The organism is Dysgonomonas sp. Marseille-Q5470, from assembly GCF_951230145.1.
Lineage (GTDB): Bacteria > Bacteroidota > Bacteroidia > Bacteroidales > Dysgonomonadaceae > Dysgonomonas.
Map to the genome: position 1 here is coordinate 65,189 of NZ_CATNVE010000008.1, position 25,308 is coordinate 90,496.

Below are 25,308 nucleotides of genomic sequence, written 5' to 3' on the forward strand. Positions count from 1 at the left end.
ATATGTCGACAGGAAAAATAATAGTTGCAGGGATAGGTCCGGGATCGAAGGAAGATATAACTCCGGCTGTATTGGATGCCATTCGTATATCGGATGTGATTGTAGGTTATAAATACTATTTTCAGTTTATAGAAGATATTATTAAGCCCGACAGCCTCTGTATCGATACAGGTATGAAAAAAGAAAGGGAACGGGCTAAAGAAGCTTTCCGATATGCAGAGCAAGGTAAAACGGTCAGTGTAATCAGTTCGGGAGATGCAGGCATTTACGGAATGGCTCCGCTTGTTTATGAGATGAAGAAGGAGAAACAAAGCTCGATAGAGATTGAAGTCTTGCCGGGTATTAGTGCTTTCCAAAAAGCCGCCGCTTTATTAGGAGCTCCTATAGGACACGATTTCTGCATCATTTCACTATCCGACCTAATGACGCCCTGGGATAGGATAGAAAAAAGAATTATAGCCGCAGCTTCTGCTGACTTTGTTACAGCAATCTATAATCCTAAGAGTAATGGACGCTACTGGCAGATAAACCGCCTGATAGAATTATTCAGAAAGGAGCGTTCGCTCGAAACACCAATTGGCTATATCCGTCAGGCCGGACGTGACGAACAGCAGATTAATGTGACAACTCTGAGTGAGTTTGATCCCCAAGAAATAGATATGTTTACCATTGTCATTATCGGTAATTCTCAGTCTTATATTTTCGGTGAAAATCATATTGTAACACCCCGTGGATATTACAGAGAAGAAAAGAACGAAGATGTAGGCATCGGACAGGATATAATGATACGCAGTTTCCGTACTATCGAAAGTGAATTGAAGAATAAGAACATCTCATTAGATAAGAAATGGGCTTTACTTCATGCTATTCATACGACAGCTGATTTTGATATGGAAAATATCCTATATACGGATGCAAGAGCGGTTGAAAGGCTTCATTCTGAATTTGTAAATGGCAACGTAAAGACTATTATTACTGATGTTACGATGGTTGCCTCGGGGATTCGCAGAGGGGCTTTGGAGCGATTGAGTATAGATGTAAAATGTTATCTGCATGACGAACGAGTGGCTGAATTGGCTAAGCTGAAAGGTATAACTCGTACACAAGCAGGTATTCGTTTGGCTGTGGAAGAATATCCTAATGCTCTCTTTGTATTCGGAAATGCACCGACTGCGCTGATGGAACTATGCGAACTAATACGAAAAGATAAGGCAAAACCTGCGGGAATAATAGCTGCTCCAGTTGGCTTCGTCAATGTATGTGAATCAAAGCATATGGTCAAGCCTTTTATTGATGTGCCCAAGCTAATAATTGAAGGGCGTAAAGGAGGAAGTAATCTGGCTGCAACATTGATAAACTCCATTCTTACTTTTGATGATGCGGAACAATTAAAACCAGGAAGAGACGTATAAAGAGATAGTTATGAAATTCTATGTAATAGGTATAGATGATAATCAAAGCCAATATTTCAATCTTGATATACTGGACATTATTAATAACCATTCTGTTTTTTCAGGAGGGGCAAGACATTATGAGATTGTTAAGTCTCTTTTGCCTGAAGACTCATCCTGGATAAATATAACAATACCTTTATCTACTGTTTTTGAACAATACAGTAAATATAAAGAAATTGTAGTTTTTGCTTCAGGTGACCCATTGTTTTTTGGCTTTGCAAATACAATTCAACGAGAGATACCGGATGCAGAAATTGTTCTTTATCCGTTTTTCAACTCCTTGCAATTGTTGGCACACCGTTTACTGATACCTTATCAGGATATGCATATTGTCTCACTAACAGGTCGAGCATGGGATAAATTCGATGAAGCCCTAATTCTGGGATGCGATAAGATAGGTGTACTGACAGATAATAAAGAACATACTCCATCTGCGATTATTCAACGAATGCTTGACTATGGATATAATAATTATAAGGTAAGTATTGGGGAATTGTTGGGAAATAAAGAAAAAGAGAAGGTTACAACATCGGAACTAAAAGATATTTTAGATAAAAAATTTTCATTTCCTAACAATCTTATTCTACAAAAGACAACCAGCCGTTACCGTCCTTTGGGTATTCCTGAAAATGATTTCTATCTTTTGGATGGACGTGCAAAAATGATAACTAAAATGCCTATACGGTTGTTGTCTCTTAGTCTGTTGGACTTGAGAGATAAATCTGTCTTTTGGGATATCGGATTTTGTACAGGTTCTGTCTCTATCGAAGCAAAGATACAGTTTCCACACCTTAAAGTATTAGCTTTTGAGAAGAGGGAGGAAGGCAAAGAGTTGATAGAAAGTAACTCCTACAAATTTGGTACTCCTGGTATTCAATCTTTTATAGGAGACTTTACGGATATAGATATTACAGCTCTGCCAACACCCGATGCGGTATTTATAGGAGGGCATGGAGGTAAGATGAACGAGATAATGAGAGGGGTATCTACTGTTCTCAATCCTGAAGGAGTGATTGTTTTTAATTCCGTATCGGTAGATAGTAAAGAGATGTTTCTTCAAGCTATAGAAAATAACAATCTGCAATTGGAACAATGTATTGCTATCAAAGTTGACGACTTTAATACGATAGAAGTAATGAAAGCTAAAAAAATATCAAAATGAAGAATGCTATAATATTAACATCAGAAAGTAGTTTGCAAATAGCTAGAACTATTCAAAACGAACTAGAAAAAACTGTAATATTCACCAAGGCCGACATTGAAGGAACAATTCAGATATCATCTATAAGTGATTGTATAAGTGATATTTTTGATAAAGTAGGATCAATTCTTTTTATTGGAGCAATGGGAATCTGTGTGCGGAGTATTGCTCCATATATAAAAGATAAGCATACCGACCCTGCCATTGTAAATATAGATAGTACCGGGAAATATGTTATCTCTGTTCTTTCAGGTCATGTGGGAGGAGCAAATGATCTGACTCAACGTATTGCTCACATATTGGGGGCTGAGGCTATTATTACTACTCAAAGCGATAATACCAACTTGTGGGCATTAGATACCCTTGGAGAAAAATATGAATGGACAACTACATCAAATACCGCTGATTTCAATGAGCCACTGATTACTTTTGTAAATAAAAAAACGACAGCTCTTCTACTAGATATAAATGATGAAGGAACTCAATATCTTGAACGCAGAGTCCCTGAACATGTAAAGTTATATTACAATTACAAGGATATTAATCTATCTGAATATAAGCTTCTAATCGCCGTTACACCTTATCTCTACCCGCAAACAGATATTCAGACAATTTATTATCATCCGAAAGTTTTACACCTCGGTGTAGGTTGCCGTAAGGAATGTAATCCTATCGGTATCGGTGAATATATAGCTGAAGCCTTAAATAAAAACAATATAGCTATAGCTTCTATTAAAGATATTTCATCGATAGATATAAAGAAAGATGAGCCTTTGCTGAAAGTAGTTCAATCTCATTTTAAGAGTATTCCTGTAAATATTTACACAGCAAATGAATTGAGGGATATTGAAGTTGCCAATCCATCCGAAAAGGTTAAAGAAGTAACAACTGTGGCAGGTGTTGCTGAATCTTCGGCTATAAAAAGTGCAGGCGGAGGCTCTCTTATATTAGAAAAACAAAAGGGAAAACTAAGCGATGGAAATGACTTCACATTTGCTATAGCAATAGATAGAAAGGCAATTTGTCAGGGACATATTGAAATTGTTGGAGCAGGTCCGGGTGATCCTGATTTAATTTCAGTAAAAGGACGTCATTTCCTGGAAGCAGCCGACTTGATTCTATATGCGGGAAGCCTTGTACCTGTAGAACTGACTTATTGTGCTAAGCAGGGAGCGACAGTGCGGAGTTCTGCTTCTATGGATTTAGAAGAGCAGTTTGAGATAATGAAAAAGTTTTATGATAAAGGTAAACTCATTGTCCGTTTACATACGGGAGATCCGTGTATTTATGGTGCTATTCAAGAGCAAATGGCTTTCTTCGATAAGTATAATATGTCCTACCATATTACACCCGGCATATCTTCTTTTCTAGCTGCTGCCGCTGCCTTAGAATCTCAATTTACTATACCGGAAAAAGTACAGACAATCATTCTGACAAGAGGAGAAGGACGAACTCCTATGCCGGAAAAAGAAAAGTTACATTTGCTGGCACGTTCACAAAGTACAATGTGTATTTTCTTGAGTGCGTCAGTTGTAGATCAGGTTCAGCAGGAACTTATGGAACATTATCCACCCGAAACCCCTGTTGCGGCTTGTTATAAGCTGACATGGAAAGACGAAAAGATATACCGTGGAGAATTAAAAGACTTAGCTAAAATTGTCAAAGAAAATGAACTAACCTTGACAACAATGATAGTTGTAGGAGAAGCTATCGGAAATCGCCAGGGATTGTCTAAACTTTATTCACATCAGTTCAAACACTTGTTTCGGTCTTAGATAAAGCTCATTGCCTGATATTACCGAACTCATCAATTAATAAGATATCTAATGTGCCATTGGGAAATAAAGGAATACATACCTGATGGCATCTTCTTACTATCAATGAAAAGAATGTAGCTTTTGTTTCGGGAATAACATCCCATAACTGTCGTGCCATGGTTATTTGTTGTATAGCGTCTATTGTAGTCTCTGAACAACGGGCTTCTTTCGCTAATGTCGAAATAAACTCCTTATTCATAATCACCTTTTTACTATGGGTATCTAATGAACCTTCAGCTAATTTCACGGCTTTACCTATCATTATTCCCATTGTAAGACGCTCGAAGCCTAATTCTGAAGCTGCAATAATAGTTTCACCTATAAAGTTACCATAATGAATAAAAGCCTGTGGAGGCAAATTGGGATATTGTTGTTTCACAAATCGTTCGCTTTTAGCACCTGAATTGACAACCACATTCTTACATCCTAATGCTTTGGCAACCTGCATTTCGCGACGGATTGAGGCTATAAATGCTTCCGAAGAAAAGGGTTTTACAATACCCGATGTTCCGATAATGGATATACCTCCCGTTATTCCGAGTTTCGGATTAAAAGTCTTTAATGCAATTTCTTCACCTTTCGGTACAGATATAGAGACGTCTATTCCTGTCTTTAAATTTTGTTCCGGCAATTTATCCTGATAATGACGCATAACTTTGAAGAGCTCGCGCTTCATCATCATTCGGGGAGTTTTATTAATGGCAGGCCCTCCTATTTCAAGACCTAAACCCGGTAAAGTAACTACTCCAACTCCTTTTCCTTGCAGAAAGCGAACTCCTTTGTGTTCATGAATTAATTGTACAGTAGATACTATCTCGTGTCCGTTAGTTACATCCGGGTCATCTCCGGCATCCTTTATCACAGAGCAACTCGCAAAGTTACCTTCTAATATAGTCGAATGAATGGGAAGTTTTATCCATTCTCCATTTGGAAGAGTTATGCTAATTTCGGTTTGATTTTCCCTGGTCAATAATGCTGTTAAAGCAGCTTTAGTTGCGGCCGTAGCACAAGTCCCGGTGGTGTATCCGGTTTTAAGATCGAAAAAATCAGGCAGAAGTTTTTCTATCTGCTTCCTTAATCCATTCTCTCCATAGACTGATATAAAATCAGGAGATAGAGTCGGACGTTTCACGACAAGAACGGGAATATTCAGTTTCCGGGCTGCGATAACCTTCTCATTGAAGCCACCGGATTCGCCGCTCTCTTTTGTTATGATTGCCTGAGGTTTAAACTTCTCAAAGAGTAAGGTTTCATCTTCACCTTGTTGATAATATAAAACCTGTTCTATTGGGAAATTCTCTTGTTGTATGATAGAGCGTGATTCGTCTCTATCTAATATTCTGAACCAGCAATTATGCTTCTGCCAGTAAGGTTTTAGTTTAGCAACAGTATTTACGCCGGTTAGGGCAAGCAAATTATCTATATTGTTTTTTTCTAGATGTTCAATAGCTTCATTATAAGACCCAAACCAAAGCAAATCTTTTTCATGTTTGGCATAGTTGCGTTCATATCTGATAACCGGGATATTTAATTCACGAGATGCTTGTACTATATTCTGATGCAATACTTCTGCAAAAGGATGGGCTGCATCTACAATTAGCTTTATACCTTTCTCTTTGCAAAAATCTATTATGCCTTTCTCATCTAAACCTCCGGTAATATGAGTGCCATGTGCCGTTTCTATTTTCTGTGATTTGGTTTTGGTTGAATAATAGAAATGCTTGGCTGCACTTTCACAAACGGCGACCACTTTACGGCCTTCTGTCGTTCCTCCAAATATAAGTATCATATCATGATATGGTTTAAGAGTTCTTCTATACTTTTAATTGCTATAGGTAATTGTTCCGGCTTGTACAATAGAATGTTGTTTGCCTTAATTTCGACAGAGAAATCAGATTCAATATCGCGTGAAGCTAAAATCCCATTGCGTAAAAAGGCTTTACGAATCATAGCATATATTTGTCCATGTCCTATAACTTTTATTTGCTTATTAAAATCATTCTCGACTCTAAACAAACCTGTATATTGGTCAAAGACAATGCCTTTTCGAGCAAAGAAGTTGCTCAGATTTCCATCTAAAGATAAGTCTTCGGGAGTACCTATCTGAATCCCGTGTTCACTATCCATCAACCATATTTTGTCTGCTATCTGCAAAGCCTGATCAAGATCGTGGGTAGATAAGAAGATTGTTTTATTTGTTTTGCGAGATAACTGATGTAATAATTGCATCAGTTCTACTTTGCTCGGAAAATCCAGAAATGCAGTAGGCTCATCCAAAAGGATAATCGGAGTCTCCTGTGCCAGAGCTTTAGCAATCATCACTTTTTGGCGCTCTCCGTCACTTAGTGTGTCAACCATTCGCTCAGATAGATTTTCTATTTTTACGAGTGAAATGGCCTCTTCTATTTTCTCTTTATCTTCTAGTGTTAACTTTCCCCAAAACCCGGTATATGGACTGCGTCCTAAGCCAATTAGCTGATAGGATGTCATATTTTTTATTTCGAACTTTTCAGTCAATACGACTCCAATTAACGTAGCTAGCTCTTTTTCTGGATACTTCTCTATTTTTTTTCCATGAATAACGATATCTCCAGACAATTTCGGCTGAAAGGCGGTTAATGTCCTTAACAAAGTAGATTTGCCAATACCATTTGCACCCAGCAAACAGGTAAGCTCTCCGCTGCATATATCAGAAGTGATATGTTCGGCTATCACTTTTACATTCTTTTTGGATGAATAACCTATAGCAAGCTCTTTTAACTCTATTGTCTTTTCTTTCTTATGCATAGCTTTAACTGACTTCATTTTTGCGTTTACCGAATAAGACAGAAATTACAATAGGTGCGCCAATCAATGCTGTTACCGAATTGATAGGTAATGCCCCTTCGAATCCCGGCATACGGGCCACCAAATTACAAAAAAGAGCCAGAGAAGCACCAGTAAGGGTTACAGCAGGCATGAGTATCCGATGGTCGGATGAAACAAAAATAGTTCTGCATAAGTGAGGTACAGCCAGCCCCAAAAAAACGATAGGCCCGCAGTAAGCTGTTACAATAGCAGTAATGATGCACGAACAAACAATAACATAGAGCCGGGCTCGTTTTACATTCAATCCAAGGTTACGTGCATAACCGTCGCCTAAAAGCATCAGATTGAGAGTCTTTATCAATAGGAATGAAAGAGGTATTAATACAATCATAATGCCCACAAAAGTATACACTTGATTACCTGAAACTTTAGAAAAACTACCCAAACCCCAGATTACATAAGCTCTTACATCATCATCGTTACTAAAGAATTTCAGTACTCCAATGATAGCTGTTGCAATATACCCTATCATAACGCCGATAATAAGCAGGATAACGTTTCCTCTTACAAACCGAGAAATAGTTATAATGATAATCATTATAGCCAAAGCACCTGCTACTGCCGCTATAGATATTGCTATCTCGCCAAACAATCCCATCTTGATCAGTGCTGTTCCTCCAACACTACCTGAAAGTAGGATAATAAAAGCTACACCCAGACTTGCACCTGAGCTAATTCCAAGTTCGGAAGGTCCGGCTAATGGATTTCGAAATAGTGTCTGCATCTGTAATCCACTAATAGATAGTCCCGCGCCAGCTACTAAGGCTGTAATAGTTTGAGGAAAACGAGATTTCCAGATAATATTCTCCCAGATTATAGACTCTTCCTTTATTCCGAATAGAATATTCCAAACTGAACCTACCGGTATGGAAATTGTGCCCAATACCAGATTCAGAATGAAGAAAACGAGTATAGAGGTAGAAATCAGTGCAAAAACTATCAGGGGACGTTTCATTTATTTAAGTAATTCGTAATAACCAGGAACATATTCGGGTAACAATGACGGATGAAATATTTTTATCAAATCGGCTAAAACTACTTCGGGCTCTACAGGAGTATTTTCATAGAAAGGTTTCTCTCGCAGATTACAATATATAAGCTTTTTATCCTTAAAAGCTTTAAAATCTGCATATCGAGTATCACTTTGTTTCAAAGCATCGTAAGTGAATGTTCCATCGTGGCTATTCACCATCCGCCAATAGTCAGTATTTGCCCCCTGCGAATAAACAGTTTCGAAATCAACATAAAAACCTCCGGATTCGTTATCATTTTTCATAAAATAATTGGCTCCTGCATCTCTGAATAGTTGTGCCAGATAGCTGTTTCCTCCAACTACATACCAGTTCCCCGAATGTAATTCACCGCTCAACACTGTGGGACGTTCTGAAACAGAAGCAGACAATACTTTTAATTTATTATACTTGTTTTCTATATCATCAAACTGTTTATTGGCTTGTTCTTCTATTCCTAATAGCATAGCAATGAACTTAATCCATTCAGCCTGTCCCAAAGGAGAACTTTCTTTATATCCTAAAAAACTAATTAATGGTATATCCAGGTTTCGAATCGCATCGTATCCCCCTTTTTTGAATGGTGAAACAAGTATAATATCCGGATTTAGGGCGAGAATTGCCTCATTGTCAAATTCACCTTCTATACCAATTTTACTGGTCTTGCCTTCTTTGAGTTGTCTATTTATCTGTTCATTAAAAAGAAAGCGAGTGCTGGTTATCCCCACAACCTTATCCAATGCTTTGAGCTTAATAAAGTTCGATAGTTGCAGTGTGGTCATACAAATTACACTGCGGACAGGTATTTCTATAATCTGATAATCAGCAGGTATGCCTTCTTTGTTACTCCCTCTATTGACCAGAGCGTATTTGTAATGCATATCGCTCTCCCCGGATGGATCGGTTATATCAACTAATTTATAGTTTGCGAAGCTAATCACTTTGAAACCTTTGGCATATTTAATATTCATAGAATCTGCAGTGTTTCGATCTCCGATAGTTTTTGCATTCTTATTTTGATTACAGCCCGAAAATGCAATAACCAGAGTAAATAAGGTAAAAAGTAGTTTTTTCATCCAGATTATTCTTTTGTAATTATTAATAGTGAGAAATAAGGAAACTTGCGATCTATTATTTTATGTATATCCTGCGTATAGAATTCTTTTTCTTTAATTCCTACATTCTCAAAATAATGTATTTCCACTTTATCTATTGAAGACATAGCCTGCTTTATAGCCTGTTCCGATTGAGAAGGTTTCATTATCACGATAGAGTTTCCTGTTGCTATTCTTTTCGTTAAATCATTCGATGATATTATCCCGGGAATGATATGCAATTCTTCTTCTTGTTTGGCTATATGGATATTGGCAAGAGCTGCACAGGCAACAAACGCTGGAATGCCGGCAATACGTTCTGTAGGAATATTTTTTGATATAAGATTATCTGATATATAATGAGTTGAAGAGTAAAATCCTGCATCTCCTTCTGCTACTACAACTATTTTTAATCTTTTCTCATAATGCTTTTCTATAAGTCCAGCAACTTCCTTATAACAGAGTATAGCCTGTGATCGGTCTTTACTCATCGGTACATCAAAAAGAGAAATAACAGAATCATTAATATTCAGTTCCAATAAAATATCACGGCTACGAGATAACATATTTCCGACTGGTGAAACAGTCGAGGGGCAGAGAATAATATCTGCTTGTTGCAAAGCGTTTAAGGCTTTTAGGCTTATAAGTTCGGCATCACCTGGCCCAAGAGATACAAATGTAACGAAATCAGACATATTTATTTAAAATTATTATAGTTACAATCTGCTTAATTCAACAAAAAGTAAGCAACTGAATACCTGTAGTAGTTACAATAAATATGTTTAGAGATACGGATTTTGTATGTTCGTATATTCCGCAGCATACCAATACTGCCTTCAAAAATATGTAATGCCTCATATCTTATTTTATTATTGTAAAAAACTAATAAAATAAAACAACGAGTTTCCTGAAAATTAATAAAATAGCAATGAATACAAGATGTATTGCACAACCACTCCTATCCCTGGAAGCTTGGTGTTTATTTGTCAGATCTGGCAGGTCTTCTGGCTATCCTCCGGTTAAAAGCCTTCCCATTTCTTTCGAAACAGTGGCATGGGATTTTCAACCGATTTTATGAGAAATTACAGCTGCAGGTACAGCCCCGGATTCACACCGGGTTCCCTTTTATTACAACTTCACTATTTTGAAATTGTAATACCGAAATCTGAGTGCAAAGGTATTAATATTTTTTATTTTGAAGCCCAAATTTCAACTTCAATTTTAAGCTCTGGTAAACCCAATGCCTTCACATAAGCAATAGTCATAGATGGGTATATTGTACCAAATAGATTTTCCCATCTTGCGTCCAAAAAATCCCAATCAATATCTTCTGTAGCCCAGATATTGACTTTTATAACATCGTCGGAAGTTAAATCCTGACTTTCCAGAATTTGTTCAATATTCCTAAATGTATTGTATAACTGTTCATTCATACTATCTGGAATAACTCCATAATTATCAGTTCCAATCTGTCCGGAGAAAGTGTATAGAGTTGAATTTTTACGAATTATAGTCACATGTGAATATTTTCCAACAGGCTTTGATATATTCTCGGGATTTAATCTGACGATTCTTTTGATTTTATCACTATTCATTTCAATTTTTCTTTAAATAAGCAATCCAAATACCAAAGCGGTATTTCTTTTGTAATGCAAAAGTATAGGTAGTGTATTATTTGAAATTGGATAAAACCGACAACTCTCAGAAAAAGAAATACAATAGTTCTCGTAAATTGAATTGTAGAAATAATACATCGCTAGCAAATGCTAGATAAGCCATTGAGGAAAGTTAGCTAAATACTCTTTTGAATTTAGTATGAAATTTCTAGGATTAGTTCCTGTAAATTCTTTAAATTCTCTGTTATAGTGCGATTGATCAAAATAATCATATTGATAAGCAAGTTCTGTAAAATTTTCAAAATTTGTCTGACGCAAACAATTTAAACCGTCTTGAAAACGCATAATCCGTGAAAATATCTTTGGTGATAATCCAACAGACTGTTTTATAATTCTTTCTAATGTTCGCTCCGACAAATTCATTCCTAATTGGATTTCTTTAAGAGTTTTTCCATTTTGTAATAATGTCGAAGCATGCACCAACTTTTTATGATTATTTTTGACTCTTTCTATTTGCTTAAGGAAGAAAGAAGAGATTAGGCTTATTTTTTCTTCTAAAGAAATTGCGTTAACAAGTTGCTCAAGAATAGCATCCCTCACAATGTCTTCAAGTGAAATATTTTGATGATTTAACTCAAAAGCATCTAATCCAAAAATTGTTTTTAAAGCCGTTGGTTGCAAATATACGCCAATAACGCTAAAGTATCCACTAACTGTATGCTCCGTATATTTAGAATATTGCCCATATAAATACAATTGAGGTAACGCATGTCCCTTTTTATCAAAAAACAAGTTTGGTTCTTGTTGGAATATTAATGCCGGTAGTCCATCCGGGATAATCTTAAAACATTTATCACTAGAATTATTCTTAAAGTCCTCCAATATCCAAAAATATCGGATGTAATCTTGTAGAGCCTTTATTGGAATAATTTTTTTATAAAACATTTATCTTTATATATGTAAAATAGATAATCTAAAATATGAGTGAATGTTGCTCAATACATATCAATGCTAAGTGAAGGCTATTTTATATTACAAAGATAAATCTTTTAAAATGAATTAATCTTACTAATTTTTAGAATTCAAATGTCACTCCAATGGTAGGGATTATAGATGCACTCGAACGTTTCAAGTTTTTCATCTCGTAACGTTGTTCTTCTATCGGTGCTTGTGGATTTATGATGTTTCCCGTACTTACAATTACATCTTGTCTTCTGAACGAACTTCGTGTTACATTCTGTAAATCGAGGTAAAGACCAAGCATATACTTGTTCAGATAAAAAGTTTTATCTACTCTCAAGTCTAGCTGAGTATATGAAGGGTTACGCAAAGTATTGTATTGAGTATAGTCGAGATAAGGTTTTCCCGAAGCATTCCAAGCCAAAACCAGCGAGGATTTGTCTTTATCGTAAGGAGTAAAAGGTGCTCCACCTATCGACTTTATCTTTGCTCCTAGACTCCAATTTGAATTAAAATAATAGGTTCCTGTAAGATTAAATATATATCCATTATCCCAAGCCGAAGGAAGATACTTGCCTTCTTTTTTTGCAAATTGACTTTTGAATAAAGTAAATGAAGATAAAACATTTACTTTACGAGCGACTAGCCATCTTGCTAATAATTCCACACCATAGCTTTTACCTCTTGCATCCGATACAAGCAGTTCGTTCCCTATCGCTCCGTAGTCGTCACCCTTACTCATCAAAGGAATGCCGTCTTGCACAGATAAAGGCATATTGTTGTAATATTTATAAAAACCTTCTAAAGATATTTCGAAATTCTTTATCGACTGATAATTGAAGCCTGCCGATACCTGATCAACACGCATATAATCCAATCCCTTGTTTACAAACATACCATTGTTATCTTTCAATCCCATTGCTGTAAGAGGTGGAAGCTGGAAATATCGTCCGATATTAGCGTTGGCATTCAAATTAGCTATAAGCCTATATGATAAAGACAGACGGGGCGAAACCTGATTGAATATTTGCTTGGTATTATGTGAATAGGATGCAGCATCTAGCCTTATTCCAAAAGATGATTTGAATCTCTCATTTGTTGAGACATAATCTATATTCGAGAATAAACCCCATTTGAAAAAGCTTAGTTGCGTATCATATTGGAGAGATGTTTCTTCATCATTATTAAAAAACACCTGAAAACTATTATTACTATATTGCACATAATCTATATTTAGTCCAGTATTAATTTTCCATTTACCAAGCGGCGTAAGGTTTTCGAATCTAAGTTTCGATTCTTGTTCCAACGATTTGTATTTTAATCTTAGCATATCAGGGTCGTTATTCAAATTATCCTGATATTTCGTATTACGGTTATTCAGGTAACTATGGCTGAGAGCAAGAGTCTGTCTATTACGTTTGTTGTAATGCTTATAAACTGCCCCCAAGGTAAAAGTTTCCTGCTTTATAGTCGGCAAATAACCCAGTATGTATTCGGCATCTTCGGTAGTAGCTTTATTATTTAGCTTCATATCATCTATTGCACCAACACCTATAAATGTAAGCTCGTTAGTAGGTGACAATTGAGTTTTTATCTTGAACAGCGCATCATTGTATGTTGGCAAGAAAGGGAGTCCTATGAGATCGAAAAGAAGTTGCAGATAAGATCGCCTTATAGATACGGTATATGTTGTCTTTTTACTTAAAGGTCCATTGGCTGTTGCAGAAGCTTCCGATGCACCTAAAGTTCCTTTGAAAGATTGCTTTTCAGGATTTCCATCAGCTAATTTGAAACTTACGACAGAACTTAATGCATCACTACTGTACGAAGGAAAAGCTGCTGTATAGAAGTTTACTTCCTTGATCAAATCTGCACTTATGATACTTACAGGCCCTCCAGAAGCACCTTGTGTACTAAAATGATTAATGTTAGGTATTTCTATACCATCCAGAAAGAAACTATTTTCGGAAGGCCCACCACCTCTTACAATTAAATCGTTTCGATAACCTCCTGGCGAGAAAGCTACCCCCGGATAAGATTGTACAATGCGAGATATATCGCGGTTAGCTCCAGGGCTTTTTTCTATTTCCTGTGTACTTATAACATGTAATCCAACCGGGCTTTCAATAGAACGCCTGAAAGGCATCGGATAAACATTTACATCGGCTAACTCATTCGTATTTTCTTCTAATTCAACGATTATTTGTAAATCTTTTACTGTCAATAAATATTCAGGGGTTTGTTCAACTTTATACCCAACAAATGATACTAGAAGGGTATAAGGTCCGGGTAATAGATTTTCAATAGAAAAACGCCCTTCTTCATCTGTTTGTGTACCAATAGTCGTACCCTTTACTATTATACTGGCATAAGGAATGGGGCTTCTGTCTCCTTTGTCTATGACTGTTCCCTTTAATGAATGCTTCTGCTGAGAGAATACACTAATACTAAAAAGTGATATAAATACAAATAATATCGTTTTCATAAATATTTAATGAGCGAATTAATTAAAACTCACAAATTCAACATTTAGATAAAGAAATTAGTTCACAATTTATACTACTATGAGAGTCTTTTGTTACAAGCATTCTCTTGATAAATTCATATAAGTATAATACGGAACGGTATTATTTCCGTTTTATGGAACGACTTAATGTCATATACCCTAACACTCCGCCTATAATAGAAGCTGCAAAAATACCAATTTTTGCTTGTACCATATATTCAGGATGGGTGAATGCGAGTGATGTGATAAATAATGACATGGTAAAACCGATAGATGCGAGTAGGCTTATACCTAGTAGGTTATGCACATTCATTCCTTCCGGAAAAGGAGCAACCTTTAATTTAATAAGTAAAAGCGTAAAACCTACAACTCCCAACACTTTCCCTAATAACAGACCTAATGCCACACCTAAAGCTATATTTGTGCTGAATAGCTGCTCTATATCAATGTTTAGGGAAACTCCCGCATTCGCTAAAGCAAATATCGGAATTATAACGAAAGTCACTAAAGGATGCATTCTGTGCTCTAAGCGTTGCAACGGAGGAATTGCTTTATTCGTATCTATTTTTATTTCTTCGAGTAGATGTAACTGATCATTTGTAAGTGTCGGAATTTCACTTTTTGGATCGACTTCTCTAAATTTATTCAGGTATTTCTTTATTCGTTCAACAAATAGATTTTCTCTTATTTTGACATCGGCAGGAATCATGAAAGCTGCAATAACAGAAGCTATTGTAGCATGAATACCCGATAACAAGAATGATGTCCATACCCCAAGAATTCCCAATATAGCATAAAACAAAATACTTCTGACTCCCATTTTATTGCCAACAAACATGATAAAAGCAAAGCCGAAACCTGTGGCAAGGCTTATAAAAGAGATATCGGAGGTATAAAAAAATGCAATAACCAAAACAGCTCCCAAATCATCAACAATGGCGAGAGCCGTAAGGAAGACTTTCAACGATATAGGTATTTTGTTCCCCAACAGATACAAAATACCCAGGGCAAAAGCAATATCAGTAGCCATCGGAATACCCCAGCCATGATGGACTTCTCCTGATGGATTAAGACTTATATAGATGAGTGCGGGAACAAGCATGCCTCCTATTGCTGCTCCAATTGGTAAAAGAGCTTTACGAGGATTGGACAGCTCCCCTCCTACTATTTCCCGTTTAAGTTCTAGCCCAACAACAAAGAAAAATACGGCCATCAGGCCATCGTTGATCCAATGATGGATACTATATTCAAAAAAAGGAATTCCATTAAATACAAATCCTAATTTATGTTCTAAAAAATGAAAATAATCTTCCGACCAAGAAGAATTAGCAAGAATCATTGCAATTATAACACTTAGCCCAAGAACGATCCCTCCTGCCTTTTCCTGTAATATAAATTTTTGAATGGGCTGAACAACCTTGTCTATGGGTTCTTTTTTTTCTTCTGTCATCGATATAGTTTTTTATGAGAATGTTTTATCTACAATAAAATGTACCTTAGTTGTAAACTTAAGTAAAAGTCAAAAATAAAAATATTTTTCTACTTCATATATTTTTTAACATTTATCGACATTTAAGATCTTTAATGTTTACGTTCCCTTTTCTAAATGAATTTATCTTCTCTGATAAGACTAACCAATAGACAAAAAGTCGTGATTCATATTATAAATCACGACTTTGTTAGTTATATAATCTAATTATAAATTAATCGTTCCCTTTTATGAATTTGGCAACTTCTCGAACTTCCACACTACCGCCAATTTTGAAAATAGGATTAGCTTTGGCAATCTCTACTGCTTCATCAATTGTTTCTGCATTTATAACTACATATCCTGTTACAATCTCTGTACCTTCTGAATGAGCACTATTTGCAATATTTCCATTCGAATGAATTGTTTTTGCTCCTGAGGGGGATAAGGTATTTCCTTTATCGGATACTTTATTTTGCTTCATTAGACAACTGAACCATTCCATTCTTTCTTTCACTTGTTCGGGAGATGGTTTTATCTCCGAATCTTTATTTAATCTGAATATCAATAGAAAATCTTTCATATCACACATTTTATTAATATTTAAAACAAATACAAATATAAAGATGTCAATAAGAAATATATCAGCACTTTTAGGGCTGTTTTCGGTACTTTTTAAGAAAAGTACTAGGAGAAAGTCCTGTTTTTTTCTTAAAAATTCGGGCAAAATACGAAGAATCTTCAAATCCAATCTGATAAGTGATTTCACTTATATTGTAGTCTGAGTATATCAATAGCCGTTTAGCTTCGGTTATTTTAAGATTAAGTAGATATTGCTTGGATGAGATACCAAGCATTTTTTTACATGTCTCATTCAATTTCTCTTCTCGTACATTTAGTTTGCTTGCATAATGAGAGATTGTATATAATTTCGAATAATCGGATAGAATTAATTCTTTAAATTGCTCTATTAGTGTATTACTTTGATATGTTTTTACCTGCTTCCTTTTGGCTATCCTATATAATAAGCGAGAATAGTACAAGAGCCCGGCTTTTATATTTTCTTCTGATGCATCATCTTTATAAAGCAACTCTTTATTAATATCTTCAAGAATAGATAAATGAAGTGACACATCAATATTATCGATATCAATATAAGGAGAGCTATAGCTCAAATTCATATCTAACCCGGCTAATTGGTCTATAAAAATAATATATCCTTGTACATTATCATAGAAGCTCCAATTATGAATCTGCTTAGGAGCAACGTAAAATACTCTCTGTGGTTTTATTCTGTATTCTTCAGAATCAATCACATAAAATCCACTTCCTTGAGTAAACCAAACAAAAGAAAAAAAAGAGTGGCTATGAGGCCATTCGATCTCTACATTCTCCCCTGATTCGAAATGCCTTATAAAAAATGATTTTGATAAGGCATTATCAGGAAGAGCATCTGCCATAGAGTATTCTTTTATCATAGGTGATTGTTTATACAGGAATATTCTCTGTTTATTTAATACTATATGAATTATAAGAGTCTAATTATAGACTGCCTATAGCAGCAAATTTACACAATTATTGCAATTTTCTTTTATTAAATACTTCTATTCTTTTCTTAGTCTTTTATCCCTTCTATAAGCAAAATAAAATACTTGAGGTAATACTGTAAAAGAAAGAATCATGCATATAATTATTCCACCTACAATCATTATAGCTAGCGGGCGTTGAATTTCAGAACCCATATCGGTAGATAAAGCTGCCGGAAGTAGCCCCATCGATCCCATTAGGGCAATCATCAGAACTGGTCGTACACGTTGAGCAACGGCTTCATTGATTGCTGTACGAAGATTATGCGTTTGTTGTACTTTTTTCTTCATGAGTGTTACCAACAAGATGCTATCTATAGAAACGATACCGAACAAGATAATGAATCCGATGCCTGCCGATATACCGAAGACTGTACCTGTTAACCATAAAGATACAAAACCGCCGATAAATGCAAAAGGCATAGCGCTTACGGCTATCAGCGTGTCTTTTACTGTCATGAAGTTCATATATAATAGAAATATAATCATCAAAAGTGCAGCCGGAATAATAAATGTCAAACGTTTTGTGGCGCGTTGTTGGCTTTCAAATTCGCCAGCCCATACCATTTTATTTTCAGATTTAAGCTTTATATTTTGTCCAACAGCTTTTTGAGTTTCGTCTATAGTCGATCCCAAATCCCTGTCTCGTATACTAAAACCCACTCCTACATAGCGGCTACTACCTTCACGGTAGATAAATGCAGGCCCGGTAATAAAATCAATACTAGCTATTTCTTTCAGCGGGACTTGTTTGCCATCCATTGTCGGGATAAGAATATTCCCTATTTTATCTTCATTGTCCCTAAACTCTTTTTGAAAACGCACCATCACATCAAATGTACGTTCGTTCTCATAGAAAGATGTCGCAGCCTTACCACCTATCGCCATTTCAACAACCGTTTGTACATCTTTCATAGATACAGCATAACGTGCCATATGCGATTCTTCTAACTTTATGCGGAGTTCGGGCAAGCCAATACTATGAAATACATTAACATCTTCTATCCCTCGTATCTCTTTGATCGTTGCTGCTGTCTGATCAGCTAAATCTTCAAGCTGATGTAGGTCTGAGCCGAATATTTTTATAACCAGAGAGCTTTTTACACCGGCAACATATTCTTCTACATTGTCCTGTATGGGTTGGCTGAATGCCAATACAACACCAGGATAGATATTTAATGAGTCTTGCATTTGTGCTATCAGATCATCTTTACTTATTTTGTGTTTCCACTCTTTTTCAGGTTTCAGTTCTGTGTGAAATTCTATATTGAAAAATCCGGTAGCATCAGTTCCATCGTTTGGACGTCCCGTTTGCGTTAAAATAAAATCAACTTCGTCAAAGCTTTGAAGTTTCTTTTTCATTTCTTTTGTTATGCGTACCGATTCATCCAAATTAATACTGTTGGGTAGCGTAGCACGCACATATATTGCACCTTCGTTCATCTGAGGAATGAATTCTGTTCCCCAGAATGAAAAACGAATAACGCAAGTGGTTAGTATCACTAAAAATACCACTATAGTCTGTATACGATGTCTACTTGCAAACGCAAACATATTGTATAAAACTCGGGTAAAGAAACGACTTACGAAATTGGTTTTCTCTTTTACCGATTTTGTCAACAACAATTTACACATAACCGGCACATACGTTAATGACAAAATTAGTGAACCTAATAGCGCATAGCCTAAGGTAAAGGCCAGCGGCTGAAACATTTTTCCTTCAACCTTCTGAAACGAAAATATAGGGAATAATGCCACTACCAATATTATCTGTGCAAAAAAGATGTATGAAGCTACACTTCCGGCGCTTTTGCGGATCAATCCACCTTTTAGCATCGGATTAAAACGGCTACCAAGATCATGCGATCGCTTTTCCATTGCGACATACACACTTTCGACAATAACCAGTGTTCCTTCTAGTAACAGCCCGAAATCCAGGGCTCCCATGGATATGAGATTTGCAGGCAAACCTTGTATACGCAGCATGATAATGGCAAATAAGAATGATAATGGGATGACGGATGCCACAATGAGTGATGTACGCCAGTTGAAAAGAAATATGAAGACCACGAGTGATACTAACAAAATACCTTCGAGTAGATTGCGAAGAACGGTATGCACGGTTGCATTCACAAGGTTAGTACGGTCAAGAAAGGGCTCTATCTTAACGTTATCAGGCAGGATACGCTCGTTAAGCTCTGCTATTTTTTCTTTCAGATGAACAATCACCTCACTGGGGTTTTGCCCTCGCAACATAATTACAATACCTTGTACCACATCGTCGTCGTCATTTAGACCGACTTGTCCTAAACGTGGTTTAGAGGATATACCCACTTCGGCAATCTGTTTTACACGTATGGGTGAACTTCCTTTTACTTCGATGAGTATATTCTCAATATCTTCTATACTTTCAAGCAAGCCTATACCTCTAACAACAAATGCTTGGCTTCCTTTTTGTATTACATCGCCACCAACATTTATATTACTTCGCTCAACGGCTTCATATACATCCAAAGGGGAAAGGTTATAGTTTGCAAGCTCAGCAGGATTTACTTTTACCTCTAGAATTTTTTCTTCTCCACCAAAGCTGGCTATTGTTGCTACTCCCGGCATAGATAATAATTCACGCTCTACGACCCAAGAGTTGATAGCAGCTACCTCGCGTACAGGCAAATCACTCTTGAGAACATAACGAAAAATTTCACCTGTAGCACCCGAAGGTGGCTCTATTGATAATTCTACACCTTCAGGGAGGTCGAGATCTTGCATCCTATTAGACGCATATTGCTGGGCAAAGAAATCATCAACCCCATCTTCGAATAGAACAGTAATTACAGACAAGCCAAAAAGGGACGTCGAACGGACATCTGTTTTACGAGGAATGGTATTTAGTTGCTGCATGATAGGTAAAGTGACAAATTTCTCAACTTCTTCGGCACTTCGCCCTGGCCATTGAGCGATTAATTTCACGCGTGTGTTAGTGACATCCGGATATGCTTCTATAGGGGTGTTTTGGAAGCAAATAACTCCTGCTATTGCGAGTATACATGTTAGAAAAAGTATTAATATGTGGTTACGTAGTGCAAATGCAATAATATTCTCAACAAATTTGTGCATAATTATTTATTGTTAAGCCCTGAATATATTAGTAAATGGTTTGAGGTCACAACTTTTTCTCCTTCAGATAATCCTGATTTTACATAAGATACCTGTCCGCTATGCCCTTTTAAAAAGACCTCTCTTATCTGAAAATTACCATCGGTATTTTTTATTATAACAAAATAGTGGTCTTTATCGAATATTAATGCATCAGAAGGGATAGCTATATTTTTCTCTCCAACTTGATTTTTCAGATAAACGATAGTAGACATTCCGGGTTTCAACTTCAGGTCTTTATTCGATATAATAATTCTCGCCTTCAACACTTTATCTTCAGGATCAAAAACTTGTGACATCAAGTTGATCTTACCTTCGAATATTTCATTAGGATAAGACAATGTTGTAAAATTCACATCCATTCCCTCCTTTACCAGCTGTAGGTTACCGGCATATACATTAACCACTACCCACACTGTGGATAGATCGGCAATCGTAAAAAGAGTGCCGTTGTCGGAAGATAATGTACTTCCTGATGTTACGTTTTTGGATACAATATATCCGGACATAGGAGCTTTTATAGAAAAGATTCCATTCCCCTTGTCTGAGCCGAATAGTTGCATATCATTTTTTACTTTTGATAAGGAAGTCTGTGTTTGTTTGAGTTTAGTTTCTATTTCCAACAACTCTTTTTCCGAAAGCATCTTGTCTTTAAACATCTCCCTGGCAGATTTAAGTTCACGCTCTATGATACGTATTTCAGCCTGCAGAGAGCTTTGCTCACTCTGCAGCTCAGATAAATCTTTACTATGAATATCTAACAGCGCTTGTCCTTTTTCAACTTTATCTCCCAATGAAAAATAAACCCTGCCAGCTACGCCCTCAGTTAGAGGATAATAATTGATTACTTTATCTGAATCATATTCTACTTGTCCTGTAAGAGTCAACATTTCTATTCTTGTTTCGTATGCTGCCTTTACAGTCTTTACTGACGAATAGAAAGCCGGAACAATTTTTGCTTGTTTATCGGAATTACCTTCTCCATTCCCCGTACAGGAAACAAGCGATAAAAAAAGAATCGTTAATGTAAATAATAGAATTTTCCTTGTTATCATAATCGTTACTTATTTATTTCAGTGCCAACTGCATATTGAAACTCTACAAATGAATTGTACATATTTTTTCGAGATAAAAGAACTATTTGTTTGTTGCTTTTATAAGATTCCATAAAATCGAGGTATTCGAGCATACTGATATTTCTATTTAGGAAATTTTTTGTATATATACCAAGCATCTCATCCAACTCTGTTAACAAATCATTATTCTCTATTTCTTCATAAAATTTGTACGTGCGACTATAATTGTAGAAAGCCTCAGTTATTTCATGTTCAGCAATATTTTGTAGCTGCAAAGCAATAAGTTTGTTTTGCTCAATATTTATTTTAGCAGCTTTAATATTCCCTTGATTCCTATTCAAAAAGGGTAAATCGAAACTGATCCCAAATCCGATAAAATCTTTCCATACGCCTCCATACTGATCATAAGAGGCACTTAGTGTTATATCCGGAATTCGTTGTGATTTTTCGTAGATCAATGATTTTTCATAAAACAAAGTTTGCTGTTGTTCACGTTTTATATCAGGACGTAACTCGTGCGCTTTTTCGAGTAAAGACACGAGTGAGACCTGATTGGGATCAATATAATTGAAGTTTGTGTTTTCTACTTTTATGATATAAAAAGGTGAGATATTAAGTAACGATTTCAGATTTTTTTGTTGTTCATTCAAAGCTGCTTCCGTCTCATTTATTTCATTTTTAAGTTCTATTAAGCCTGATTGAAGCCTAAGCAATTCATTTTTTGCGATATTGTTTAGTTCGGCTTGTCTTTTGTAGGCAGAAATAAGTAGCTCAAGAGACTCTTGTTGAACAGATAAGACATCTTTGTATGATTGAAGGTATTCTGTTTCGTAAATTAATTTTCGTAACTCTGCTTTCAAACCTCTCAGTACATCTTCAAAATTTAAAACAGTAATTTCTCTTGAAACTTTTTGGCTGTTGATAAGCTTGTTTCGTTTATTGGCAGTTAAAATCAGTTGACTCAGTTCTATACTAAACTCTGTATTTCTGGGAAAGGTTTCAGCCCCAAGTTCTTCTCTTTGTTTGGCGGTGCTCCATAAATTCATAGAACCGATAGATAATTGTGGATTATCCCATAGTCTCGATTGTGCAATTTCTGCGTCGGCAAGAGTGATGTTCATCTTTTCGGCTAACAACTGTAGGTTTTGTTTTAGGAACAAAGCCTCAATTTCAACAGGAGTATACTTGAGTACTTGAAACTCTTGAGCAAAGACCGGTAATGCGAAAAGTGTCAATATAAGACTGGACAGAGTTGATAGCAGTAACTTTCTCATCTTCAAAATCTAATTTTAGATGCAAAACTAGACTCTTGAAATTAGAAAGAGATTAAACCGAGATTAGAATAGGATTAGAAATTGATATCCCAGGTAATTGTAACAGTTGTCCCTTTATTTTCCATAGATGAGATACTAATATCAGCTCCTGAAAGTTTTAATATTTTATGTGCAAGAGATAAGCCTATTCCAGCCCCCTTATATGAATGTGTATTTTGTGCTCGGTAAAAGATGTCGAATATTTTATCTTTTTCTTTTGCAGGTATGCCAATACCTTTATCCGAGACTAAAAGATGAAAGTGGAATTTGTTTTTGATGATTTCAACTTTAACCTCACCATTTGAATACTTACAAGCATTATCAATTATATTTTGTAGGGCAACAAATAACAAATGACTATTTGAGCGAATATAGAATGAATTCTCATTTTTTACGAACGAAATTCGTCCTTTATATTTAGATTGCTCTAAATAATGAATAACGAATTGCAACTCTCCTACTACATCTAATTGCTCAACATCTGATTCTGATATTTCCAAATCGGTTTGAGCTAATTGAAAAAGGTTATTTACTAATATGTTTAAACGCTCGATCTCATTTTCAATCCGTTTGATAGAACCTTTGTATTCATCCGGAGTAAACTCTTTTAGTTGCATAACTTCACACTCGCCCATAATTGCTGTTAATGGGTTTTTTAGTTCGTGTGATGCATTCGCAATAAATGTCTTCTGCGAGTTGAAGCTTATTTCTAAGCGTTCGATCATTTGGTTGAAATAACTGATAACTTGAGCTAGTTCGTCATTTCCATTTCTCTCTATCAGCCTAAGGTGTAGGTCTTTGGGTGTTATTTCTTGCATTCTGGAAACCATATCCTGTAGAGGTTTAGTTATCATTTTTGCATTCCACCAGAGTAGACCAAAAATAATAATACTGCTTACGAATAACACTATTAACAGGATATGCTTCAGCAGATTTTTCAGGTAATCTCCTTGAATATTCTTAGCTGTAACGATAATGATAAAATTTCCTTCATTGTCGGGGTAATATATACCAACTCCGCTTAGGTTATCAATCTCGAATTTTAATTGTTCTGTTCGGAACAATTCGTCTATTTGCCTTCCATTCAAGAAAGACTGAAGCTCTACAGTAGCATCTTGTCTACTATTGGCTACAATTATTCTTTCAGAAGTCTCAGGTAATAATCTTTGATATGCGTCAAGTACTTTTTGATAGGCTTGTTGACTCAGTTCATCTTTTTCAAAATGCTTTTGAGCCGTAATAAGTGCTTTATCAAGTAGAAGTGTATAGTAATTACTATCAATATTTTTTGAAGTAAGTAGATAGACAAAAATAAAAACTACCATCAAGATCACAACAGTGATAGATGTATATAAAAGGGCAAGTTTTGTTTTTATCTTCATTCTTCTTTTAATATATATCCTAATCCAATAACTGTATGAATTAGCTTATCCATTCCTTCAGGCTGAATCTTATTTCGTATATAGTTAACATATACATCTACGATATTTGTATTCGTGTCGAAATTGATATCCCATACGTTTTCTAATAGAGTTTGACGCGAAAGCACTCTATTGGGATTTTTCATGAAATACTCGAGCAGTAAATATTCTTTAGCTGTGAGATAAATTATATTTCCATCACGAATAGCCTGCTTCGTGTTAGTATCTAATTTTAAATTAGAAATTTGTAAAATTTTGTCATCTTGTATTTCCGCACTGACTTTCGAACGCCTTAACAATGCATTAATCCGAGCTTCAAGTTCAACCAGCTTAAACGGCTTGATGATATAATCATCGGCTCCGGCATTAAGGCCTCTTACAATATCCTCGGTTGTAGATAATGCTGTAAGTAGGATTACAGGGGTGGTATAGCCAAATTTTTGCCGATAAGCCTTACAAAGCTCCAATCCTGACATAAAAGGCATTATTATATCCATAATGATTAAATCATAATCTGTGATTTGTAATTTTTCCCATGCATGTAATCCATCATTACATATCTCTGTTTCAAATTCGCTTATATTTAAACCTCGCTCAATAAACGAACTGATATTCTGCTCGTCTTCTACAATCAGTATTTTCATCTTAAAAAGGGTAGCTTTTAAATACAAATATAAAGGATGTTTAAAAATTCTAGTATGTTTAAGCTTAAGTTATTTGAAAATAAGAGATAGCAGCATGAACATTTATTAAAAAAGAAGC

General features: G+C 35.8%; 19 protein-coding genes and 1 riboswitch. Of the genes, 3 read left to right on the forward strand and 16 right to left on the reverse strand.

Features of this window, described 5'->3' with window-relative positions; all coding sequences use genetic code 11:
• The first annotated feature begins 2 nt into the window (after positions 1–2).
• The 3 genes from cobJ to cobM are packed head-to-tail and all read left to right on the forward strand — an operon-like array spanning position 3 to position 4,430.
• On the forward strand, positions 3–1,412 hold the full coding sequence (gene cobJ / locus QOX35_RS12870; protein WP_283687264.1) for a precorrin-3B C(17)-methyltransferase: 1,410 nt from the start codon (positions 3–5) through the stop codon (positions 1,410–1,412).
• A gap of 10 nt (positions 1,413–1,422) precedes the next feature.
• Positions 1,423–2,616: a precorrin-6y C5,15-methyltransferase (decarboxylating) subunit CbiE gene (cbiE, locus tag QOX35_RS12875; protein WP_283687265.1), complete on the forward strand. Its 1,194-nt coding sequence runs from the start codon at positions 1,423–1,425 to the stop codon at positions 2,614–2,616.
• Positions 2,613–4,430: a precorrin-4 C(11)-methyltransferase gene (cobM, locus tag QOX35_RS12880; RefSeq protein ID WP_283687267.1), complete on the forward strand. Its 1,818-nt coding sequence runs from the start codon at positions 2,613–2,615 to the stop codon at positions 4,428–4,430. Before cbiE ends, cobM begins: the two co-directional genes overlap by 4 nt.
• 7 nt (positions 4,431–4,437) lie before the next feature.
• Here the strand turns inward: cobM and cbiD are convergent, their stop codons facing one another.
• From cbiD to QOX35_RS12960, 16 genes are all read right to left on the reverse strand, one after another.
• A complete protein-coding gene (gene cbiD, locus QOX35_RS12885; protein WP_283687268.1) occupies positions 4,438–6,261 on the reverse strand; it encodes a cobalt-precorrin-5B (C(1))-methyltransferase CbiD in 1,824 nt (607 codons plus the stop codon).
• Positions 6,258–7,277, reverse strand: coding sequence for an ABC transporter ATP-binding protein (locus tag QOX35_RS12890; RefSeq protein ID WP_283687269.1), 1,020 nt, complete (start codon positions 7,275–7,277; stop codon positions 6,258–6,260). The genes cbiD and QOX35_RS12890 overlap by 4 nt, the downstream gene beginning before the upstream one ends.
• A complete protein-coding gene (locus QOX35_RS12895; RefSeq protein ID WP_283687270.1) occupies positions 7,264–8,295 on the reverse strand; it encodes an iron chelate uptake ABC transporter family permease subunit in 1,032 nt (343 codons plus the stop codon). Before QOX35_RS12895 ends, QOX35_RS12890 begins: the two co-directional genes overlap by 14 nt.
• Positions 8,296–9,426, reverse strand: a complete 1,131-nt coding sequence (locus tag QOX35_RS12900; RefSeq protein WP_283687271.1) for an ABC transporter substrate-binding protein — start codon at positions 9,424–9,426, stop codon at positions 8,296–8,298. It abuts the gene before it with no gap.
• A 5-nt stretch (positions 9,427–9,431) separates the two neighbouring features.
• Positions 9,432–10,139 (reverse strand): precorrin-2 C(20)-methyltransferase, encoded by a 708-nt coding sequence (locus QOX35_RS12905; RefSeq protein ID WP_283687272.1) that lies wholly within the window; start codon positions 10,137–10,139, stop codon positions 9,432–9,434.
• A gap of 282 nt (positions 10,140–10,421) precedes the next feature.
• Positions 10,422–10,623: riboswitch (cobalamin riboswitch) on the reverse strand.
• Positions 10,624–10,634: 11 nt separating this feature from the next.
• A complete protein-coding gene (locus tag QOX35_RS12910; protein WP_283687273.1) occupies positions 10,635–11,039 on the reverse strand; it encodes a RidA family protein in 405 nt (134 codons plus the stop codon).
• A gap of 171 nt (positions 11,040–11,210) precedes the next feature.
• Positions 11,211–12,005 (reverse strand): DUF6597 domain-containing transcriptional factor, encoded by a 795-nt coding sequence (locus tag QOX35_RS12915; protein ID WP_283687274.1) that lies wholly within the window; start codon positions 12,003–12,005, stop codon positions 11,211–11,213.
• A 130-nt stretch (positions 12,006–12,135) separates the two neighbouring features.
• The gene (locus QOX35_RS12920) at positions 12,136–14,505 is read right to left on the reverse strand and encodes a TonB-dependent receptor (RefSeq protein ID WP_283687275.1); all 2,370 of its coding nucleotides are present in this window, start codon (positions 14,503–14,505) and stop codon (positions 12,136–12,138) included.
• 142 nt (positions 14,506–14,647) lie between these two features.
• Entirely contained in the window at positions 14,648–15,976 is a 1,329-nt protein-coding gene (gene nhaA / locus QOX35_RS12925; RefSeq protein WP_283687276.1) for a Na+/H+ antiporter NhaA, read from the reverse strand.
• Positions 15,977–16,229: 253 nt separating this feature from the next.
• Complete coding sequence (locus tag QOX35_RS12930) at positions 16,230–16,577, reverse strand: YciI family protein (protein WP_283687277.1); 348 nt, start codon at positions 16,575–16,577, stop codon at positions 16,230–16,232.
• A 70-nt stretch (positions 16,578–16,647) separates the two neighbouring features.
• Positions 16,648–17,472, reverse strand: a complete 825-nt coding sequence (locus tag QOX35_RS12935; protein WP_283687278.1) for a helix-turn-helix domain-containing protein — start codon at positions 17,470–17,472, stop codon at positions 16,648–16,650.
• Positions 17,473–17,598: 126 nt separating this feature from the next.
• The gene (locus tag QOX35_RS12940; RefSeq protein ID WP_283687279.1) at positions 17,599–20,697 is read right to left on the reverse strand and encodes an efflux RND transporter permease subunit; all 3,099 of its coding nucleotides are present in this window, start codon (positions 20,695–20,697) and stop codon (positions 17,599–17,601) included.
• Between the two features lie 2 nt (positions 20,698–20,699).
• Positions 20,700–21,791 (reverse strand): efflux RND transporter periplasmic adaptor subunit, encoded by a 1,092-nt coding sequence (locus QOX35_RS12945; protein WP_283687280.1) that lies wholly within the window; start codon positions 21,789–21,791, stop codon positions 20,700–20,702.
• Positions 21,792–21,796: 5 nt separating this feature from the next.
• Positions 21,797–23,086, reverse strand: a complete 1,290-nt coding sequence (locus QOX35_RS12950) for a TolC family protein (protein WP_283687281.1) — start codon at positions 23,084–23,086, stop codon at positions 21,797–21,799.
• A gap of 74 nt (positions 23,087–23,160) precedes the next feature.
• Positions 23,161–24,507 (reverse strand): sensor histidine kinase, encoded by a 1,347-nt coding sequence (locus tag QOX35_RS12955; protein ID WP_283687282.1) that lies wholly within the window; start codon positions 24,505–24,507, stop codon positions 23,161–23,163.
• The gene (locus QOX35_RS12960; protein ID WP_283687283.1) at positions 24,504–25,190 is read right to left on the reverse strand and encodes a response regulator transcription factor; all 687 of its coding nucleotides are present in this window, start codon (positions 25,188–25,190) and stop codon (positions 24,504–24,506) included. The genes QOX35_RS12955 and QOX35_RS12960 overlap by 4 nt, the downstream gene beginning before the upstream one ends.
• Positions 25,191–25,308 lie beyond the last annotated feature (118 nt).